At 50.8% G+C, this 15,286-nt stretch carries 9 protein-coding genes; 2 read left to right on the forward strand and 7 right to left on the reverse strand.

Translation table 11 applies throughout. The annotated features are described in order from the left end of the window. Nucleotides 1–703 precede the first annotated feature (703 nt). Nucleotides 704–3,532 (forward strand): TonB-dependent receptor plug domain-containing protein, encoded by a 2,829-nt coding sequence (locus tag KDM89_RS03575; RefSeq protein WP_212686589.1) that lies wholly within the window; start codon nt 704–706, stop codon nt 3,530–3,532. 234 nt (nt 3,533–3,766) lie between these two features. Further along, a complete protein-coding gene (locus tag KDM89_RS03580) occupies nt 3,767–6,019 on the forward strand; it encodes a carbohydrate binding family 9 domain-containing protein (protein WP_212686590.1) in 2,253 nt (750 codons plus the stop codon). Nucleotides 6,020–6,093: 74 nt separating this feature from the next. On the opposite strand, the gene KDM89_RS03585 is transcribed toward KDM89_RS03580, so the two are convergent. From KDM89_RS03585 to KDM89_RS03615, 7 genes are all read right to left on the reverse strand, one after another. After that, nucleotides 6,094–7,527 (reverse strand): aldehyde dehydrogenase family protein, encoded by a 1,434-nt coding sequence (locus KDM89_RS03585; protein WP_212686591.1) that lies wholly within the window; start codon nt 7,525–7,527, stop codon nt 6,094–6,096. Continuing rightward, entirely contained in the window at nt 7,527–8,813 is a 1,287-nt protein-coding gene (locus KDM89_RS03590) for an NAD(P)/FAD-dependent oxidoreductase (protein WP_230427656.1), read from the reverse strand. The genes KDM89_RS03585 and KDM89_RS03590 overlap by 1 nt, the downstream gene beginning before the upstream one ends. Continuing rightward, nucleotides 8,810–9,076, reverse strand: coding sequence for a (2Fe-2S)-binding protein (locus tag KDM89_RS03595; protein WP_212686592.1), 267 nt, complete (start codon nt 9,074–9,076; stop codon nt 8,810–8,812). Before KDM89_RS03595 ends, KDM89_RS03590 begins: the two co-directional genes overlap by 4 nt. Then, a complete protein-coding gene (locus KDM89_RS03600; RefSeq protein WP_212686593.1) occupies nt 9,069–10,202 on the reverse strand; it encodes an NAD(P)/FAD-dependent oxidoreductase in 1,134 nt (377 codons plus the stop codon). Before KDM89_RS03600 ends, KDM89_RS03595 begins: the two co-directional genes overlap by 8 nt. 21 nt (nt 10,203–10,223) lie before the next feature. Next, nucleotides 10,224–11,120 carry a dihydrodipicolinate synthase family protein gene (locus KDM89_RS03605; RefSeq protein ID WP_212686594.1) on the reverse strand — a complete coding sequence of 299 codons (897 nt, stop codon included), beginning with the start codon at nt 11,118–11,120 and terminating at the stop codon, nt 10,224–10,226. 578 nt (nt 11,121–11,698) lie between these two features. Then, the gene (locus KDM89_RS03610) at nt 11,699–13,264 is read right to left on the reverse strand and encodes an FGGY-family carbohydrate kinase (protein ID WP_212686595.1); all 1,566 of its coding nucleotides are present in this window, start codon (nt 13,262–13,264) and stop codon (nt 11,699–11,701) included. 402 nt (nt 13,265–13,666) lie between these two features. Then, entirely contained in the window at nt 13,667–15,286 is a 1,620-nt protein-coding gene (locus KDM89_RS03615) for a glycerol-3-phosphate dehydrogenase/oxidase (RefSeq protein WP_212686596.1), read from the reverse strand.

The following is a 15,286-nucleotide window of genomic DNA, read 5'->3' on the forward strand; positions in this document are numbered from 1 at the left end:
CGGCAATGACCGGTAGTTTTACGCATTGACTGATGCGGTTTGCTGGTGCGGCAGGTGCACATGCTCAGCGCAGACGCCTGTTACCGGTAACACCCGGTTTCCGCGTTTTATTCGGATGCGGCGTTCAGACGGAAACCGGCTGGCAAAGTTCCTGAAAATTATTTTCCATATTATTGCGCTATGCACCAATTTCACTTCTGCAAATAGTTTCGCGACACAACGAGATTGCGCAATGTGCAGTTTTTCATTATTTCAAATCGTTTTTTTCACGAAGCTACCACCATCAAATTGCACCATTTTCGTGCAATTCAAAAATGATGAAAATATGGTCAAAAGAGGTGCAAATATTATTTTTGTGCAGTTTTATACTTCTGAGCGACTTAATTACCAAAGCTTATATGGGTATTCGTGAAACTTATTTTGCATGAAAACCTTTTTTCACGTTGTCGCAAAAAACGAACAAAAAAACGACAATTTTTTATCAAATATTCATCGTTTTCAATAAATTTCGTCAGTTTTTAGAAACAAAACGTTACTATTAATTTTGGGGCGGAAATTTTTTCTCAGCGAGGGGGATCTCGCGGGGGAGAAGAAGTAGCAAATCAGTTCCACCATCGTCTGAAAAGACGAAAAAAAGATGCAGGCAAGCCCTGTTAAATCCCGGCAAAACGCACGGGTTTTCTTATAACTGGAGAGTTAAAGAATGAAATTAACTAAAATTACTCTGGCGCTGGCAGCTATCGGTATGACTACCGTTGCTTTCGCTCAAGAGAAAACTGAGACCACGGAGAAGATTCAGAAAGTTGAAGTGACTGGTACAAGTATTAAACGTACCAACACTGAAACAGCTTCCCCTGTTCAGGTGATCAAAGCCGAAGACATCAAACGTTCCGGCGCATCCAACATGACCGAACTGTTGCAGACTATCCCTGCAATCACTTCCGGTGGTCAGAATGACTTCACTTCCGGTAACGGTTTTGCTGCAGGTACTGCAACTGCATCCCTGCGTGGTATGGGTTCTGCATCGACACTGACCCTGATCAACGGCCGTCGTATGGCAGCAACTGCGACTGCAGATCCTAACTCTGGTCAGTCCACGCTGTATAACATCAACAACATCCCGATGTCCGCGATTGAGCGTATCGAAGTTGTAAAAGACGGCGCATCCGCTGTTTACGGCTCCGACGCGATTGCCGGTGTTGTTAACATCATTCTGAAAAAAGAATACACAGGCTTTGAAGCAACTGCGACCGAAACCGGCGCAACACAAGGCGGCTTCAAAAACCACAATATCTCCCTGTTCGGTGGCTGGGGCGATGTTGAAACAAACGGTTTCAACGTGATGGTTGGTCTGGATGCGTCTAAGCGTCCTGGTACCAAGTACACAAAAACCGGTGGTCTGGACATGAATGCAGTCAATCTGGGCAGCTTCGCTGGCGGTTCCCAAACCGACCCTGATTCCGCAATCACATACACACCAAACTTCTACCCTGAATCGGCAAAAGGCAGCGGCGCGTTCCTGACAACGTCTCCTCTGACCCCGACTAAGTGCCCTGCAAACCAGATCAGCACTACATGGTTCGCAACTGGTAAGCCAACTTGCGTGATGGATCTGAGCCAGTTCGGTTACCACACAACACCATCTAAATCTGCAAACCTGTTTACACGTGTCTCGTTTAACGTTAACAAAGACATCCAAGGTTTCGTAGAAGCAAGCTACTCTCGTCTGGAAAATGATTTCCCAGGTGGTGGCGGTTTCGCAACACTGTCCAGCAGCCTGTCTACATGGTTTGACCCAGCCGGTAACCGTCGTTCGTTCCGCTTCATCATGCCAGCGAACCACCCTGACAATCCACTGTTCCAGGCGGATCCGAACAACCAGCTGCGCGTCGTTACCGGTGCACGTCTGGCTGATATCGCTGCAGGTACATACGTTACTCAGGATACTTACCGTATCGTTGGTGGCTTGAGCGGCACACACTTTGGCTGGGACTGGCAGTCTGGTGTTCTGCTGAATCAATCCAAGCGTGATCAGCGCGAAACCGGCATGATCAATTCCGTGACTGCTCAGGCCGCGCTGGAACAATACCGTTTTGGCGGCAGCAACAGTGCTGCTCTGCTGTCACAAATCAGCCCAGAAGCACTGTCTACAGGTAAGACAAAAGTTAACTCCGTTGACTTCAAAGCTTCCCGTGAATACGGTGCATTGCCAGGTGGCGCAGTTGGTATCGCTGCTGGTGCTGAATTCCGTAAAGAATCCATCGATATGACTCCGGACGCCAACCTGGCAGCTGGTAATTTCGTTGGTCGTGGCGGTTCTTCCGCTACTGGTTCCCGTAACGTTTCCTCTCTGTTCACAGAGCTGAATCTGCCAGTATGGAAAACAATCAATATCGAAGCAGCGGTACGTTATGACCGTTACAGCGATTACGGTTCTTCCACAACACCAAAACTGGGCTTCAAATACACACCAATTCCGGAACTGAGCATCCGTGGTACTGTTGCTGAAGGCTTCCGTGCACCAGGCCTGACACAGATTTCCAAATCTAACGTGTCCAGCTTCCAGTCCATTTCCACATGGCGCGACAACGTTCGTTGCCCAGGTGGTAAAGCGATTGCAGGCGCGACTGGCTACGAAAGTGCGAATGAGTGTAATGCCGCTTCCAGCGCTGCTACACGTACTATCGCCTCCTTCATCGTTGCGAATCCGGATCTGAAACCAGAAACTTCCCGCAGCAAAACGCTGGGACTGGTATTTGCTCCGACAAACAGCCTGAGCGCAACACTGGATATCTATGAAATCAGCCGTAAAAACGAAGTTGACCGTCTGAGCTCTAACGACATCCTGCGTAAGCTGTACCAAGAAGGTAATGGTTTCTACAACGACGTCGTATTCCGTAGCCCTGATCCTGCTACTCAGCTGAAAGATGCTGCTGGCAACCCAATCCCAGGCACCGGTACTATCGTCGGCGTAAAACGTAAATACCTGAATCTGGGTGAAACCATCGTTAAGGGTGTAGATCTGGACATTACCTACAAAGCCAATCTGGGCGCAATGGGTAAAGTAACGACCTCCCTGTTTGCTGGTTACAACGACAGCTACAAGTTCCAGCGTGAAGTAGGTAACCCATACGTTGACGAAGCAGGCACTGAAGTTGCACCACGCCTGAAATCCCGCGTAAACGTCAGCTGGGAAAAAGGTGATTACACTGTATTTGGCGCGATGAACTACACCAGCGACTACAGTCTGGCAAGCTTCAACACCACAACCGGTGTTCGTACAGAGTGCCCTGCATCTGTATCCGTTGCTCCGTACACCATCACCAACCCAGCTTGCCGCGTTGCTGCAAACTACACGTTTGATATCGGCACCAGCTACAAAGGCTTCAAAAACCTGACGCTGCGCGCAACTATCCGTAATATGTTTGATCGTGCAGCACCATACGATCCATACTACACATACTACAACACCGTTCTGGCTAACCCAAATGGTCGTATGTTCTCTGTTTCTGCAAACTACAAATTCTTCTGATTTGGCAGTTTAAAGACAGTGAGTTAAAAAGCCCGGTCTCTGACCGGGCTTTTTTTATTTTTCTCACCACATATCAGGCTTACATTCATTAAATAAATTTTTATACCGACAAAATATCACTGAATTTTATGGAATCGGCGCATAACACCGGAACTTACATTTCCGTTTTGCGATCAGAGAATGCAACTCAGGTACTGCTCTTGGTCTTGCAGCGCAACTTTCCTTATTTCAATAATGATATTCAGAAAAAAAACTCCGCTCTTTTCTGCTGTAGCATCGGCTATTTTTGCAACGCTGACTACCAGTGCTCATGCGCAATCACAGAACTTTCAGGCTGTACGTATTCCTGATACCGCCTCGAAAATCATACTCGATGGGAAACTCAATGATCCCGTATGGCAGTCTGCACCGGTGTCTGATACTTTTTATCAGACTCAGCCCGTGGATAAACAAAAAGCTCATTTAAAAACAGAAGTCCGGGTTTTATACGATGACAAGTATTTGTATGTAGGTGTACGGGCATTTGATCAAAGCCCTGCAGATATTCGTGCTCCGTTTGCCCGCCGCGACAAAATTAGTATCGATCAGGATTTTATTGCGCTGTATATTGATCCCAGTGGCGCACATAAAGCATCGCAAGTATTTTATGCGAATGCTCGTGGTGCAATCATGGATGGCATATACAGCGACATGACTGGTGACGATACGGCGCCGGATTATCAGTATGATGTTGCCACTTCAATCGACAATGAGGGCTGGACGGCAGAATTCAGAATTCCTTTCTCTGAGATCGCATATAACAAAGATGCCACGCAGCCTTGGAGCTTGCTTGTCCTGAGAAATATGACCCGTGACCAGCGTTATCGTATGTACAGTGGTGGCGTGACACGTGCAGCCAGTTGCAATCTGTGTTTTTCAGATCCTGTCACGGGGCTGCGTGATTTGCCATCAGCAAGTAACTGGCATCTGACGCCACAGCTGGTTGTCCGGCGTGCTGAAGATCGCAACGGCGATCAGGTAACACGCTCAGCATCCAGTCGTGATCTGAGTCTGGATCTCAAATTTCGTCCCGACTCGTCTACCACCATAGACGGTACACTTAAGCCAGACTTTTCCCAAATAGAACTCGATGCCCCGCAGTTATCCGGCAATACAAAATTCAGTATTTTTTCGCCGGAAAAACGCCCGTTTTTCCTCGAAGGTGCGGATATTTTCAAAACCCCTCTGAATGTCATCAGTACACGCAGCATTGCCAACCCTGATGCTGGTTTGCGCTACACAAAACGCGACGAACAGAAAGATATCAGCATCCTCGTCAGCCGTGATGCGGCGGGTGGACTTGTTCTGCTGCCAAACAGTTATTTCACTGGACTTGCTACATCCTCCACGCGGTCTGTTGCGACCGATGCACGTTTCAATTTCCGCTTCGGCAATATGTCCGCTGGCGCAATCCTGACCGACCGTAATTATGGTGAAGGCCGTGGTTATAACCGGGTATTCGGGCCGGATCTGGTCTGGCAGGCAGACGAAAATGAGTTATTCCGCATCCAGTTGCTTGGCAGCCAGACAACGGCACAAGCCGGCATGGACGGTAACCTGCAATCCGGCGAAACAACGAGTGGCTACGCAGCATTTGCTGACTGGTATCGCGGGAATGACGAATGGTCATATTCAGCAACATATAAAAATTTCAGCAAAAATTTCCGGGCGGACAATGGCTTTTTTGCGCAAACCGGGTTTCGCAGCGTTAATGGTGAAATAGTAAAAAAATGGGGGAAGCAATCCCCTTTACATGAACTGAATACTTATTTACAAGCCGAATATAAACTGGACTCTGATGGCAATCTGATGTCTCAAAGTGTGACACCAGGTATACGGATCGCAAGTCACTATGACAGCAGTGCGTACTTCGCTGTCAGCCCATCCGTGCGTTCACGGATACAACGTTTTGGTGAGGCATACGACACTAATAAATTTCTGACTGGTTTTGCAATCAGCCCTGGCCGTCATCTGGCACGACTGACCGTTGATATGACTTTCGGCGATACGATCGATGTTGATGCCAGCCGTACAGGTCGCGGGGGAACGCTGACTGCCAGTGCAAAGATACGTGCGCACGACAGATTAGAGCTGGAACCAAGTTACGCTGTTAACTGGATTGATCATCCGGGCAATTCCGCCATTACACAAAAAGGCCGCGCGTTTACTGAAACAGCGATTCAGTTAAATACGATTGCGCACTTCAGCAGCAAAGATAATTTGCGCTGGATTTATCAGGGTCGGCATACATCCCGTAATCCGGCGCTGTATAACTTCAGCGTGACAGCAGACAGCCAGCGACAAGTAAATTCCGTGGTGTACACCCATACGCGAGCCCTCGGAAAAGTGTTTTATCTGGGCTGGACACAGTCCACTGCTGAAGCAACAATCAGTGCGCCACGTACAAAACAACAGGAAATTTTTGCAAAATTCTCCTGGCGCATCTGAGTCACTCCGCAATACTGAAATACCAAAAAAAACGGCTTCCTCGCGGAAGCCGTTTTTACAGCGACTTGAATAAATCAACCAGCAAACGTATAGCTGGTTTTCATTGTCGTAAAAAATTCGACTGCCGCCGAACCCTGTTCACGCGCACCGTAACTGGAGCCTTTTGTGCCACCGAACGGAACATGATAATCCACACCTGCTGTCGGCACATTCACCATCACCATACCGGCACGTGCGTGACGCTTAAAGTGTGTTGCATGTTTCAGCGAAGTTGTGCAGATACCTGCAGTCAGACCAAATTCGGTGTCATTTGCCAGTTGCAGCGCATGTTCATAATTCTTCGCTGGAATGACAGAAGCAACCGGACCAAAAATTTCTTCGCGCGCATGCACCATATCCGGATGACAATCAGTAAACAATGCCGGACTCAGGAAGTAGCCTTCCGTCTCGCGTTTCAGCAGATCGCCACCGAATGCCAGCGTCGCGCCTTCATTTTTTGCGATATCAATATAGCGCAGATCCTGCTCCAGCTGAGACTGATCGGCAACCGGGCCAATGTCGATACCTGCGTACAGTGCATGCCCGACTTTAATTTGTGCCAGCTTATCTTTCATTGCAGCGACAAAAGCGTGATAGATGCCCTCTTCCACGATCAGACGTGAAGATGCAGTACAACGCTGACCTGTCGAATAGAATGCGCCCTGAATCGCAGCATTCACCGCAACGTTCAGGTCAGAATCTGCCAGAACAACCAGCGGGTTCTTTCCGCCCATTTCCAGCTGTACTTTGGCGCGGCGCGCTGCACATCCGGCCAGCACACGGGTACCCGTACCAACCGAACCGGTAAAGCTGATTGCATCCACGCGACGGTCATTTACCATCGCTTCACCAACCACGCGACCCGGGCCAGACACCAGATTAAACACGCCAGCTGGCAAACCAGAACGACTAATGATTTCCGCCATTTCCCAGGAACAACCAGGAACCAGATCAGCGGGTTTCAGCAGTACGGTATTACCATAGGCCAGCGCTGGTGCCACTTTCCATGCAGGGATCGCGATCGGGAAATTCCACGGTGCGATGATACCGACGGTTCCAACCGGTTCACGAGTCACATCCACATCAAGACCGGGACGTACCGATGCCAGTTTATCGCCACGGATACGCAAAGCTTCCTGTGCAAAAAATTTAAAAATCGCTGCTGCACGACCAACTTCACCAATCGCTTCCGGCAAGGTTTTACCTTCTTCGCGTGCCAGTAAAGTACCCAGCTCGTTTTTACGCTCGTTAATTTCTGTCCCGATTTTGTCCAGAATATCTGCACGTTGCTGCACATTTGAATAACGCCAGGATTCCGCAGCATTGCTAGCGGCTGCAATCGCCATTTCTACTTCTGCAGTACCGGCGCTGGCGTATTCACCCACCACATCGCTTAAATCAGACGGGCTGCGTGTCGTCGTAACTTTTGCGCCTTCTAACCATTCACCATTGATAAAAAGTTTTTTCATTACTTGGCTTCCTTAAGAGAAGAAGCAGCAATTGCTGCAAGAGTTGATGTTCTGCATGGAAATACAGGTTGTCTTAACTCGGGCGCATCCCAGCCAAACATGATCTGGCAGGCTGCACCGCAAATCCGGCCCTGACAAGCGCCCATTCCGGCACGGGTAATCAGTTTTGCCGAACGCCAGCTAGCGTGCTGACGCAGCTCAGCGACCGGGACATCCTCGCAACGGCAAACCAGCGTTGAATCTGATGCGAGACGCCTGACCTCATCATTCACCGCAAATGTGTCGCGCAATAAGCCCATAAAATGCTGAGCTTCCTCACGCCTGACTTCATCACCATGACTGATTGACTGATCACTGACAGCGAGTCCTGCGATATGTCCTTCGGCGATCGCCTTTTCCACTCCGCCAAAACCGGTGATTTCGCCAGCGACATAAATGTGAGGCACGGAAGTACACTGACGCTCATCATGAATGACAGCGCCACCACCTGTGCTGCATCCGAGCAGACGTGCAATTTCGGTATTCGGCGTGATTCCGAAACCACAAGCGAGCAAATCCGCCTGAACTGTCATCAACTGGTCACCACGCCGGAAATGCACCTCAGCCAGTTGCCCGTCTCCGGCCGCTTTTTCGATAATGATGTTGCTGAGGTAGGGAATTTTTTTAAGTGACCAGTACAGTGAAATTGCCTGCAGCGCTTTACTGCGATGATGCAATATCAACTGCCCCATAAAACGCATCAATTTAAAGATTGGCTGAATTTCAGCAACAAGCAAGACTTCAGCCCCTGCTTTTTGAGCAGTCTCTGCCACCGCGAGTAACAGCGGTCCGGTACCAGCAATGACAATCCGTTTCCCACGGACATCCGCACCCGCTTTAATTAATGCCTGCAAACCACCTGCCCCGGTGACACCGGGCAATGTCCAGCCATCAAAAGGCAACAAAAGCTCACGGCCACCGTTGCACAAAATTAGTCGCTCAAAGCGGATACTGACAACTTTTTCCGGCAATTCAAAAATGGCTTCATGCGGATGACTGAATGCAACCAGTCGCGCAGAGTTCAGCCATTGCACATTCAATGCGTTTTGACAGCGATCCCAGAATAATGCGGCACGCGCATCCCTGACTTTCCCGGGACCCCCTCGCCAGATTTGACCACCCGGTAAGGGATTATCATCAGCGATCAGTATTTGTTTACCCGAATTTAATGCGGCACTGGCGGCAGCAAGTCCTGCTGGTCCGGCACCGATAATCAGAATTCCGGTGTGTAACTCCTGCATCTTCATACGACTGCTTTCTTATCTGTCTGTATGACCATACCCGGCTCACAAATCGTCTGACATGCAAGACTATGCGGATGACCATTAATCTGCACTCTGCACTCCTGACAAATGCCCATACCGCAGACCGCAAATCGTGCAGAACCGGAAACCGAGAGACGTGTCAGCAACTGATTTTCCTTCATCAGAATCGCGGCCACACTCACGCCACGCTCAGCTTCGACCTGTGCACCATTTATCCAGAGTCTGATCCTGTTTTTTTCAGGCATACTGCAGTTTCTCCTTATCAAAGAAACGAGACGGATCGTAAGGACGCATATCAAGCGCAGGTGACTTACCGCACATTTGTGCAGCCAGCAATTGTGCTGTAGCGAACGCAGTTGTAACGCCAAGACCTTCATGCCCGGCGGCAATCCAGATTCCGGGTTGAACCGGATGCTGCCCAATGACCGGATGCCCATCCGGGGAAGCAGGACGCATACCGGCCCACGCTCTGACGATACGCATATCTGCGAGGCATGGCAGTAATTCCGTCGCTGAGCGCAGAACCCCACCGAGAGCACGCGGGTCAAGCGTTGTATCTGTCTGACCATCTTGCCTGCAAGAACCAATCAGCCATTGACCAGTCGGTCTGGGCTGCACGTTAGCGGCTACCGTCAATGCATCTGCAGTCACTGTCGCCTGACCATAATTCATGCTAACGACCTGATGCTGTAAGCGTCCGGGATAACGATCAGTAATCGCCAGATGCCCCTTACGCGGGAAAATTCTGAAATCGGGCAATAGCCTGCTGACGCCGGTACCGGCAGCAATCACAATTTGCGCAGCCTGAATCACACTGCCATCACTGAGAAGTACACCGTCATCATGTAAGACCATGACTGGCAAACCAAACCGGCACTGTCCACCGGCCTTTTGCAACAACCCCGCCAGATAATGCGCCACTGCTGGCGGATAAATGACGGCGTCGCCAGATACCCTTACGCCGCCAGCCAATCCGCTTCTGAGGCAAGGCTCAAGGCGACGTAACTGATCACTGTTAACGAGTCCGGCGCGCCAGTGATGATGATTCAGACGTTCGGCGCGACGTTCTGCTTCAGCAAGCTGCTCTTCGTTCTCAGCAACCCATAAAGTACCGCACTGACTATAGTCACCAACACCGGGATGCTCACGAACAAAATCCTGCCACAGGCTCAGGGCATACAAGCATAAATTCAGTTCATCTTCCGACTCATCCAGTGCTACCAGATGTCCCATACCGGCAGCGGTGACGCCACTGCCAGGAGACTTTTCATCGATCAGGGTCACCTGATAACCCTGTTGCTGCAAAGTGAAAGCGCAGGCTGATCCTACGATGCCTGCGCCTATCACCAGCACATCGGCTTTGTTGCCCATGTGTTGATCACCTATCTCTGATTATGCAAAGCTTGGCAGCTTAGGACGGTTAGCCAGTGCAGCTTTTACAACTGCTTCTGCGCGGGTACGTGGCTCGCCTTCCAGTGGCATACGTGGCAGACGCACGCGCTCGTTGGAATCGATCACCATCGCTTCAACCAGTTTGATGTTCTGAACCAGATAAGAGGAAACGTCCAGATCCAGCAAAGGACGGAACCAGCGGTAAATCTCCAGTGCTTCAGCATAACGACCTGCCTGAACCAGACGGTAAATTGCGACGGTTTCATGCGGGAATGCGACCACCAGACCAGCAACCCAGCCGATCGCGCCAGCTGTCAGTGCTTCGAATGCCAGATTATCGACACCGGTGAATACATCGTAACGACGACCCAGACGATTGATGATTTCTGTTGTACGACGGATATCATCAGAAGACTCTTTCACTGCGACGAAGCGTTTATCGTCCGCCAGCTCTTCCAGCATATCGGTTGTCACGTCAACGCGGTAAGCGATACGGTTGGAGTAAATCATGACCGGCAGATCTGCCGCAGCAGCGATTGCACGCAGATTGGCAACCGTTTCTTTCGGGTTGGTGTGGTAGATGGTACTTGGTACAACCATCAAGCCATCTGCGCCGGCTTTCGCGCCTTTTTCTGCCAGTGCACAAGCTTCACGGGTAGAAGCTTCAGCAACAGTCAGCAGTGCAGGTTTTGCGCCGGTAACTTGCTTAGTTACTTTCAATACTTCGATACGCTCATCATGCGACAGGAACGGGCCTTCACCGAGGGAGCCGCAAGCGATCAGGCCATCGCAACCAGCGTCCATCAGGAACTTGAAGCAACGTTCCATTTCGTTGTAGTCGAGCTTGTCGTCGGCCGTGAATTTAGTCGTTACCGCAGGAATAACACCTTGCCACATGATTTACCTTACTTTCTCCGGCTGGTCCGGTATCTGTTAAAAAGTCAAGAATTCACCGCAACAGTTGTGAGTGTACCGGTGACTCCGGCACACTGCTTCCCGCTCGTGTCCGGGAAACTGATGCGTAACATTGCACAGTTTAAGCAGCCACACGTAACACGTCTTGATAGTTGTAACCGGACAAAAAGCAGAATTCTGCACAGTAAAATACTGCTGTTTTCTGACGATCAACAGATGTTTTTACTGCACGACGGCATTTCCACAAGGAAATTTTCGACAAATTTCACCTTAAGAATCGATAGAACGTGGCTATATTTCCGTATTTTTGAGGAAAAACACCACCAAACTTAGAATTTACTTTGATCTATCAGGATAGAAAGCAAATTTCTTTTATTCTCGCCATTCTGATAAACCGACTTCCATCACATCGAAATAAGATGAAATCAGCATAGTGATTGTCGTTTTTTTATCATTCGATCTAAAAACCAGTGGCGAAATCCGTCACATCAGAACGGCGCGGCGGTGTGATCAGAAATTGCAGTTAACTGCACAAGCCGGTTAAAACCGCACACCACAGCTTACTCATGCATTTTCGGATAACCGGTAATCTCCTGAATCGATTTGTACAGAGGTTGCAGACGACTGTACATTTTGCAATAGACCTGTTTGTACAGAGCCTCATACATCTGATGGTGATGAGGAATAGGCTCGAATGTGCGGCCAGTGCGCGTCATGGCTACGATAGCACTGTGAAAATCACTGTAACAACCGACACCGACCGCCGCATTGATTGCTGCACCTAGTCCGGAGGTTTCATAGACATGCGGACGCGATGTCGGCAAGCCAAAAATATCGGCAGTTAATTGCATTGCCGCGTCACTCTGCGACCCGCCGCCTGAAATACGTAAGCTGGTGACAGGAACGCCACTGCGCTTTTCTATGCGCTCCTTCCCTTCCCGCAAGGCGTAAGCAAGGCCTTCGAGAATAGCGCGGTACATGTGTGCACGGTTATGGACATCACCGAAACCTATCATCGCACCCTTGGCTTCCGGTCCCGGGATTTTGATACCGGGCGTCCAGTAAGGTTGCAGCATTAAGCCCATTGCGCCGGGCGGTACCGAGTTCACCAGCTCGTCAAACAAACTTTCAGGAGAAACGCCAAGCTGCTCCGCTGCCAGTCGCTCATTCAGCCCGAACTGCTCCTTAAACCAGTTGACCATCCAGTAGCCACGGAATATCTGCACTTCAGTACTGTAAGCACCCGGAATAGCAGCCGGATACGGCGGAATAAACGGTGTCACTTCCACATACTTGCGGCTGGTAGTATTGATCGTTGCCGTTGTGCCATAACTGAGGCAACCGATATGCGGCGCTTCGCACCCAGCACCAATCACTTCACACGCTTTATCTGCTGCGGCGGCAATGACCGGTGTTCCTTCAAGAATACCGGTCTGCGCGGCGGCACTAGCGGTAATGTTTCCCAGCAGACTGCCCGGCGCTACCAGTTCCGGCAACATTTCCTCCCTGACCGCCAGCGCCTGCCATTTCCAGTCCCATTTCGGGGCCCAGCGCAATCCTTTGTAATCAAACGGGATGTATCCGACCTGCGAACCTGAAGAGTCACGGAAAAGGTCAGTAAGCTTGTAATTCAGATAGCCGGATAACAACAGAAAATGGGCAGTCTTGTCCCAGATCTCCGGTTGCATATGCTTAATCCAGTTCAGCTCCGCTTCACCGCGAAAAAAACGGATGGTGTCGGCAACACCTGCTACTTTGAATGCTGCCAGCCACAAAGGATTTACCGGCGGATAGTGTTCGGTACGGCGCTGATCAAGCCATGTGATCGCAGGGCGCAAAGGCTGTCCGTGTGCATCGAGGTTCACCACCGTGCCGCGCTGCGTCGTAACAGATACCGCAGCAACATGCGCCGGCCCTGCTGAGGATTGTGCCCACAAACGCTGACATGCAGTACACACTGCCTGCCAGTAGCCATCCGCATCATGCTCCGCCCAACCGGGTTGTGCAGAAAAATACGCTTCCAGATGCACCTGCGATTTGGCAACGATATTCCCGTGCACATCAAACAAAATTGCACGGACGCTCTGCGTTCCGTTATCGATGGCGAGTAAATACTTTGCCGACATAAGTCCCCACGTTTCTTTATTTTTTATTGTTATTGTTTATTTCAGATGAACCCGGTCATCTGAAGATACTTATTTGCCTAGAACTCATTTCATAAATACCCGCGAGATGCGTTTGCCTCATAGCGCGAGCTGGCAAGGCGGACAAGGCAGTGAATAGCGGTGCTATTCACAACGCGTCCAACGCTGTCCAGCATGCGCTATGAGGCAAACCCTCCGGGAACGGAGGTGCCGGGCGCATTGCTTTGTTGCGTCGCTTGCACAGGCACCAGCCTGTGCTGCGCAACGGCGCCGCGCACTGCCTCCCGGCACCTCGCGTTCGCACTCGTGGCTATTGATGAAATGAGTTCTAGTTAGCTGAATAATCATTCACTGGAAACGTTTTTTTACGTCTTCCCGCACATGTTATGCATCGGGCAAACATGCCGCTGGCAATTGATACACCTCTTGCCAGATCATCAGATAGCGCTGTTCCTCCTGCTCCCAGTGCTGATCATCCCAGCCCAGTGCAGTCTGACACAGGCTGCGCAGCGCTGACAAGTGATCACGCCCGCCTTGCGGCAGGATCAGGCCATAACGTGTGCGGCGCAATAGCAAATCATCCAGATGGCGCACGCTTTCATGCCTTGCACACCAGAGCATTTCTGCCCACAGAATCTGCGTACCAGGTACATACAGCGTCGCCGTCAAGGACGTCAGCGTCAGGATTTCCTGTGCTGCATCACCGTAATAGCCGCATAGTCTTTGCCACAAATCCGGCGCGATGCCTGCGTTTGGCGGCATGAGCGTCGCCACCTGAGTAAATAATGTTTCTTCAGCCTGAGCGTTTCGCGCTACAGGCAGGATTGCCGACACACTGTTCAGTGCTTCTCTGGCGATCAGCCGGAAAGTCGTCAGTTTGCCGCCGGTGACGGTCAGCAAACCGTTTTCCTGCCACAGCACATGATCACGCGAGACTTGCGAAGGATCAGCATGCCCGTCATCCACCACTGGCCGGACGCCTGCATAACATGACAATACATCCGCTGTCGTCAGCGCCAGCGAGGGAAACTGCCAATGCAATGCACACATCAGATAGTCCACTTCCTGCTGACTGATACGCGGCTCCTGATCAGCCGGTGCGGCATGATCTAAATCCGTGGTTCCAACCAGCGTTACGCCTTCCCACGGATACAAAAAGACTGGTCGCCCGTCGTCCGGATGCATCAGGCTGACGGCTTGTGCGACAGGCAAACGCCATGCAGGAAACAGTAAATGACTGCCGCGTAAAGGCCGCAGCTTTTGTGCATCGGGATGCACTTTCCGTAACTGATCCGACCATGCACCACATGCATTAATCACGATTTTTGCTCTGACTTCGACAGTTTTCCCACCATCGGCACTGCAAAGCGCTGCACCGCACACCTGATCACCGTCGTATATCAGATGCTGCACTTTCAGATAATTACGGCACACCGCACCCAGCTTGCGCGCTTCCTGCAGCACACGCAGTACCAGACGCACATCATCTGTCTTTGCATCCAGATAGCACATGCCACCATCCAGGCCTTCTGCGCGAATATGCGGCGCCAGCCACTGATATTCCGCCTGATCGTACTGATGGCGCGCATGACTGCCCGCCATCTTGTCGTAGATCGCCAGTCCGAGCGCAAACAACCAGCGCGATGGCCCTTTGCCACGATAATGACTGAAAGCAAAACTCTGTGGCTGCACCAGCCCCGGTGCTTCAGTCATCAGGCGCTGGCGCTCGCGGACTGAATCGCGAGTCAGTTTCCACTGCCCCTCCTTCAGATAACGCAAGCCACCGTGCACCAGCTTGGATGAACGGCTGGAGCTGCCCCACGCAAAATCCTTCTGTTCCGCCAGCAATACACGATAACCTGCACGCGCCGCTTCCAGTGCAATTCCCGCGCCGGTGATACCACCACCTGCAATCAGAATATCCACCTCTGTGGGTAAGGAATTATCCTTACTAGCAGAACAAAAACGCTGGCTTTGCCAGTCATGTTCAAGGATTGCTGGCAT

Origin of the sequence: Cognatundibacterium luofuense (genome assembly GCF_018139685.1) — a bacterium.
In the GTDB taxonomy this organism is placed as follows: Bacteria; Pseudomonadota; Gammaproteobacteria; order Burkholderiales; family Burkholderiaceae_D; genus Undibacterium; species Undibacterium luofuense.

Bases quoted from the DNA above. Each gene is read 5' to 3' on its own strand.
- KDM89_RS03605 (WP_212686594.1), bottom strand. From the start codon at position 11,120: ATGTGGCAAGGTGTTATTCCTGCGGTAACGACTAAATTCACGGCCGAC.
- KDM89_RS03610 (WP_212686595.1), bottom strand. From the start codon at position 13,264: ATGTCGGCAAAGTATTTACTCGCCATCGATAACGGAACGCAGAGCGTC.
- KDM89_RS03590 (WP_230427656.1), bottom strand. From the start codon at position 8,813: ATGAAGATGCAGGAGTTACACACCGGAATTCTGATTATCGGTGCCGGA.
- KDM89_RS03600 (WP_212686593.1), bottom strand. From the start codon at position 10,202: ATGGGCAACAAAGCCGATGTGCTGGTGATAGGCGCAGGCATCGTAGGA.
- KDM89_RS03585 (WP_212686591.1), bottom strand. From the start codon at position 7,527: ATGAAAAAACTTTTTATCAATGGTGAATGGTTAGAAGGCGCAAAAGTT.
- KDM89_RS03595 (WP_212686592.1), bottom strand. From the start codon at position 9,076: ATGCCTGAAAAAAACAGGATCAGACTCTGGATAAATGGTGCACAGGTC.
- KDM89_RS03575 (WP_212686589.1), top strand. From the start codon at position 704: ATGAAATTAACTAAAATTACTCTGGCGCTGGCAGCTATCGGTATGACT.
- KDM89_RS03580 (WP_212686590.1), top strand. From the start codon at position 3,767: ATGATATTCAGAAAAAAAACTCCGCTCTTTTCTGCTGTAGCATCGGCT.
- KDM89_RS03615 (WP_212686596.1), bottom strand. From the start codon at position 15,286: ATGCCAGCAATCCTTGAACATGACTGGCAAAGCCAGCGTTTTTGTTCT.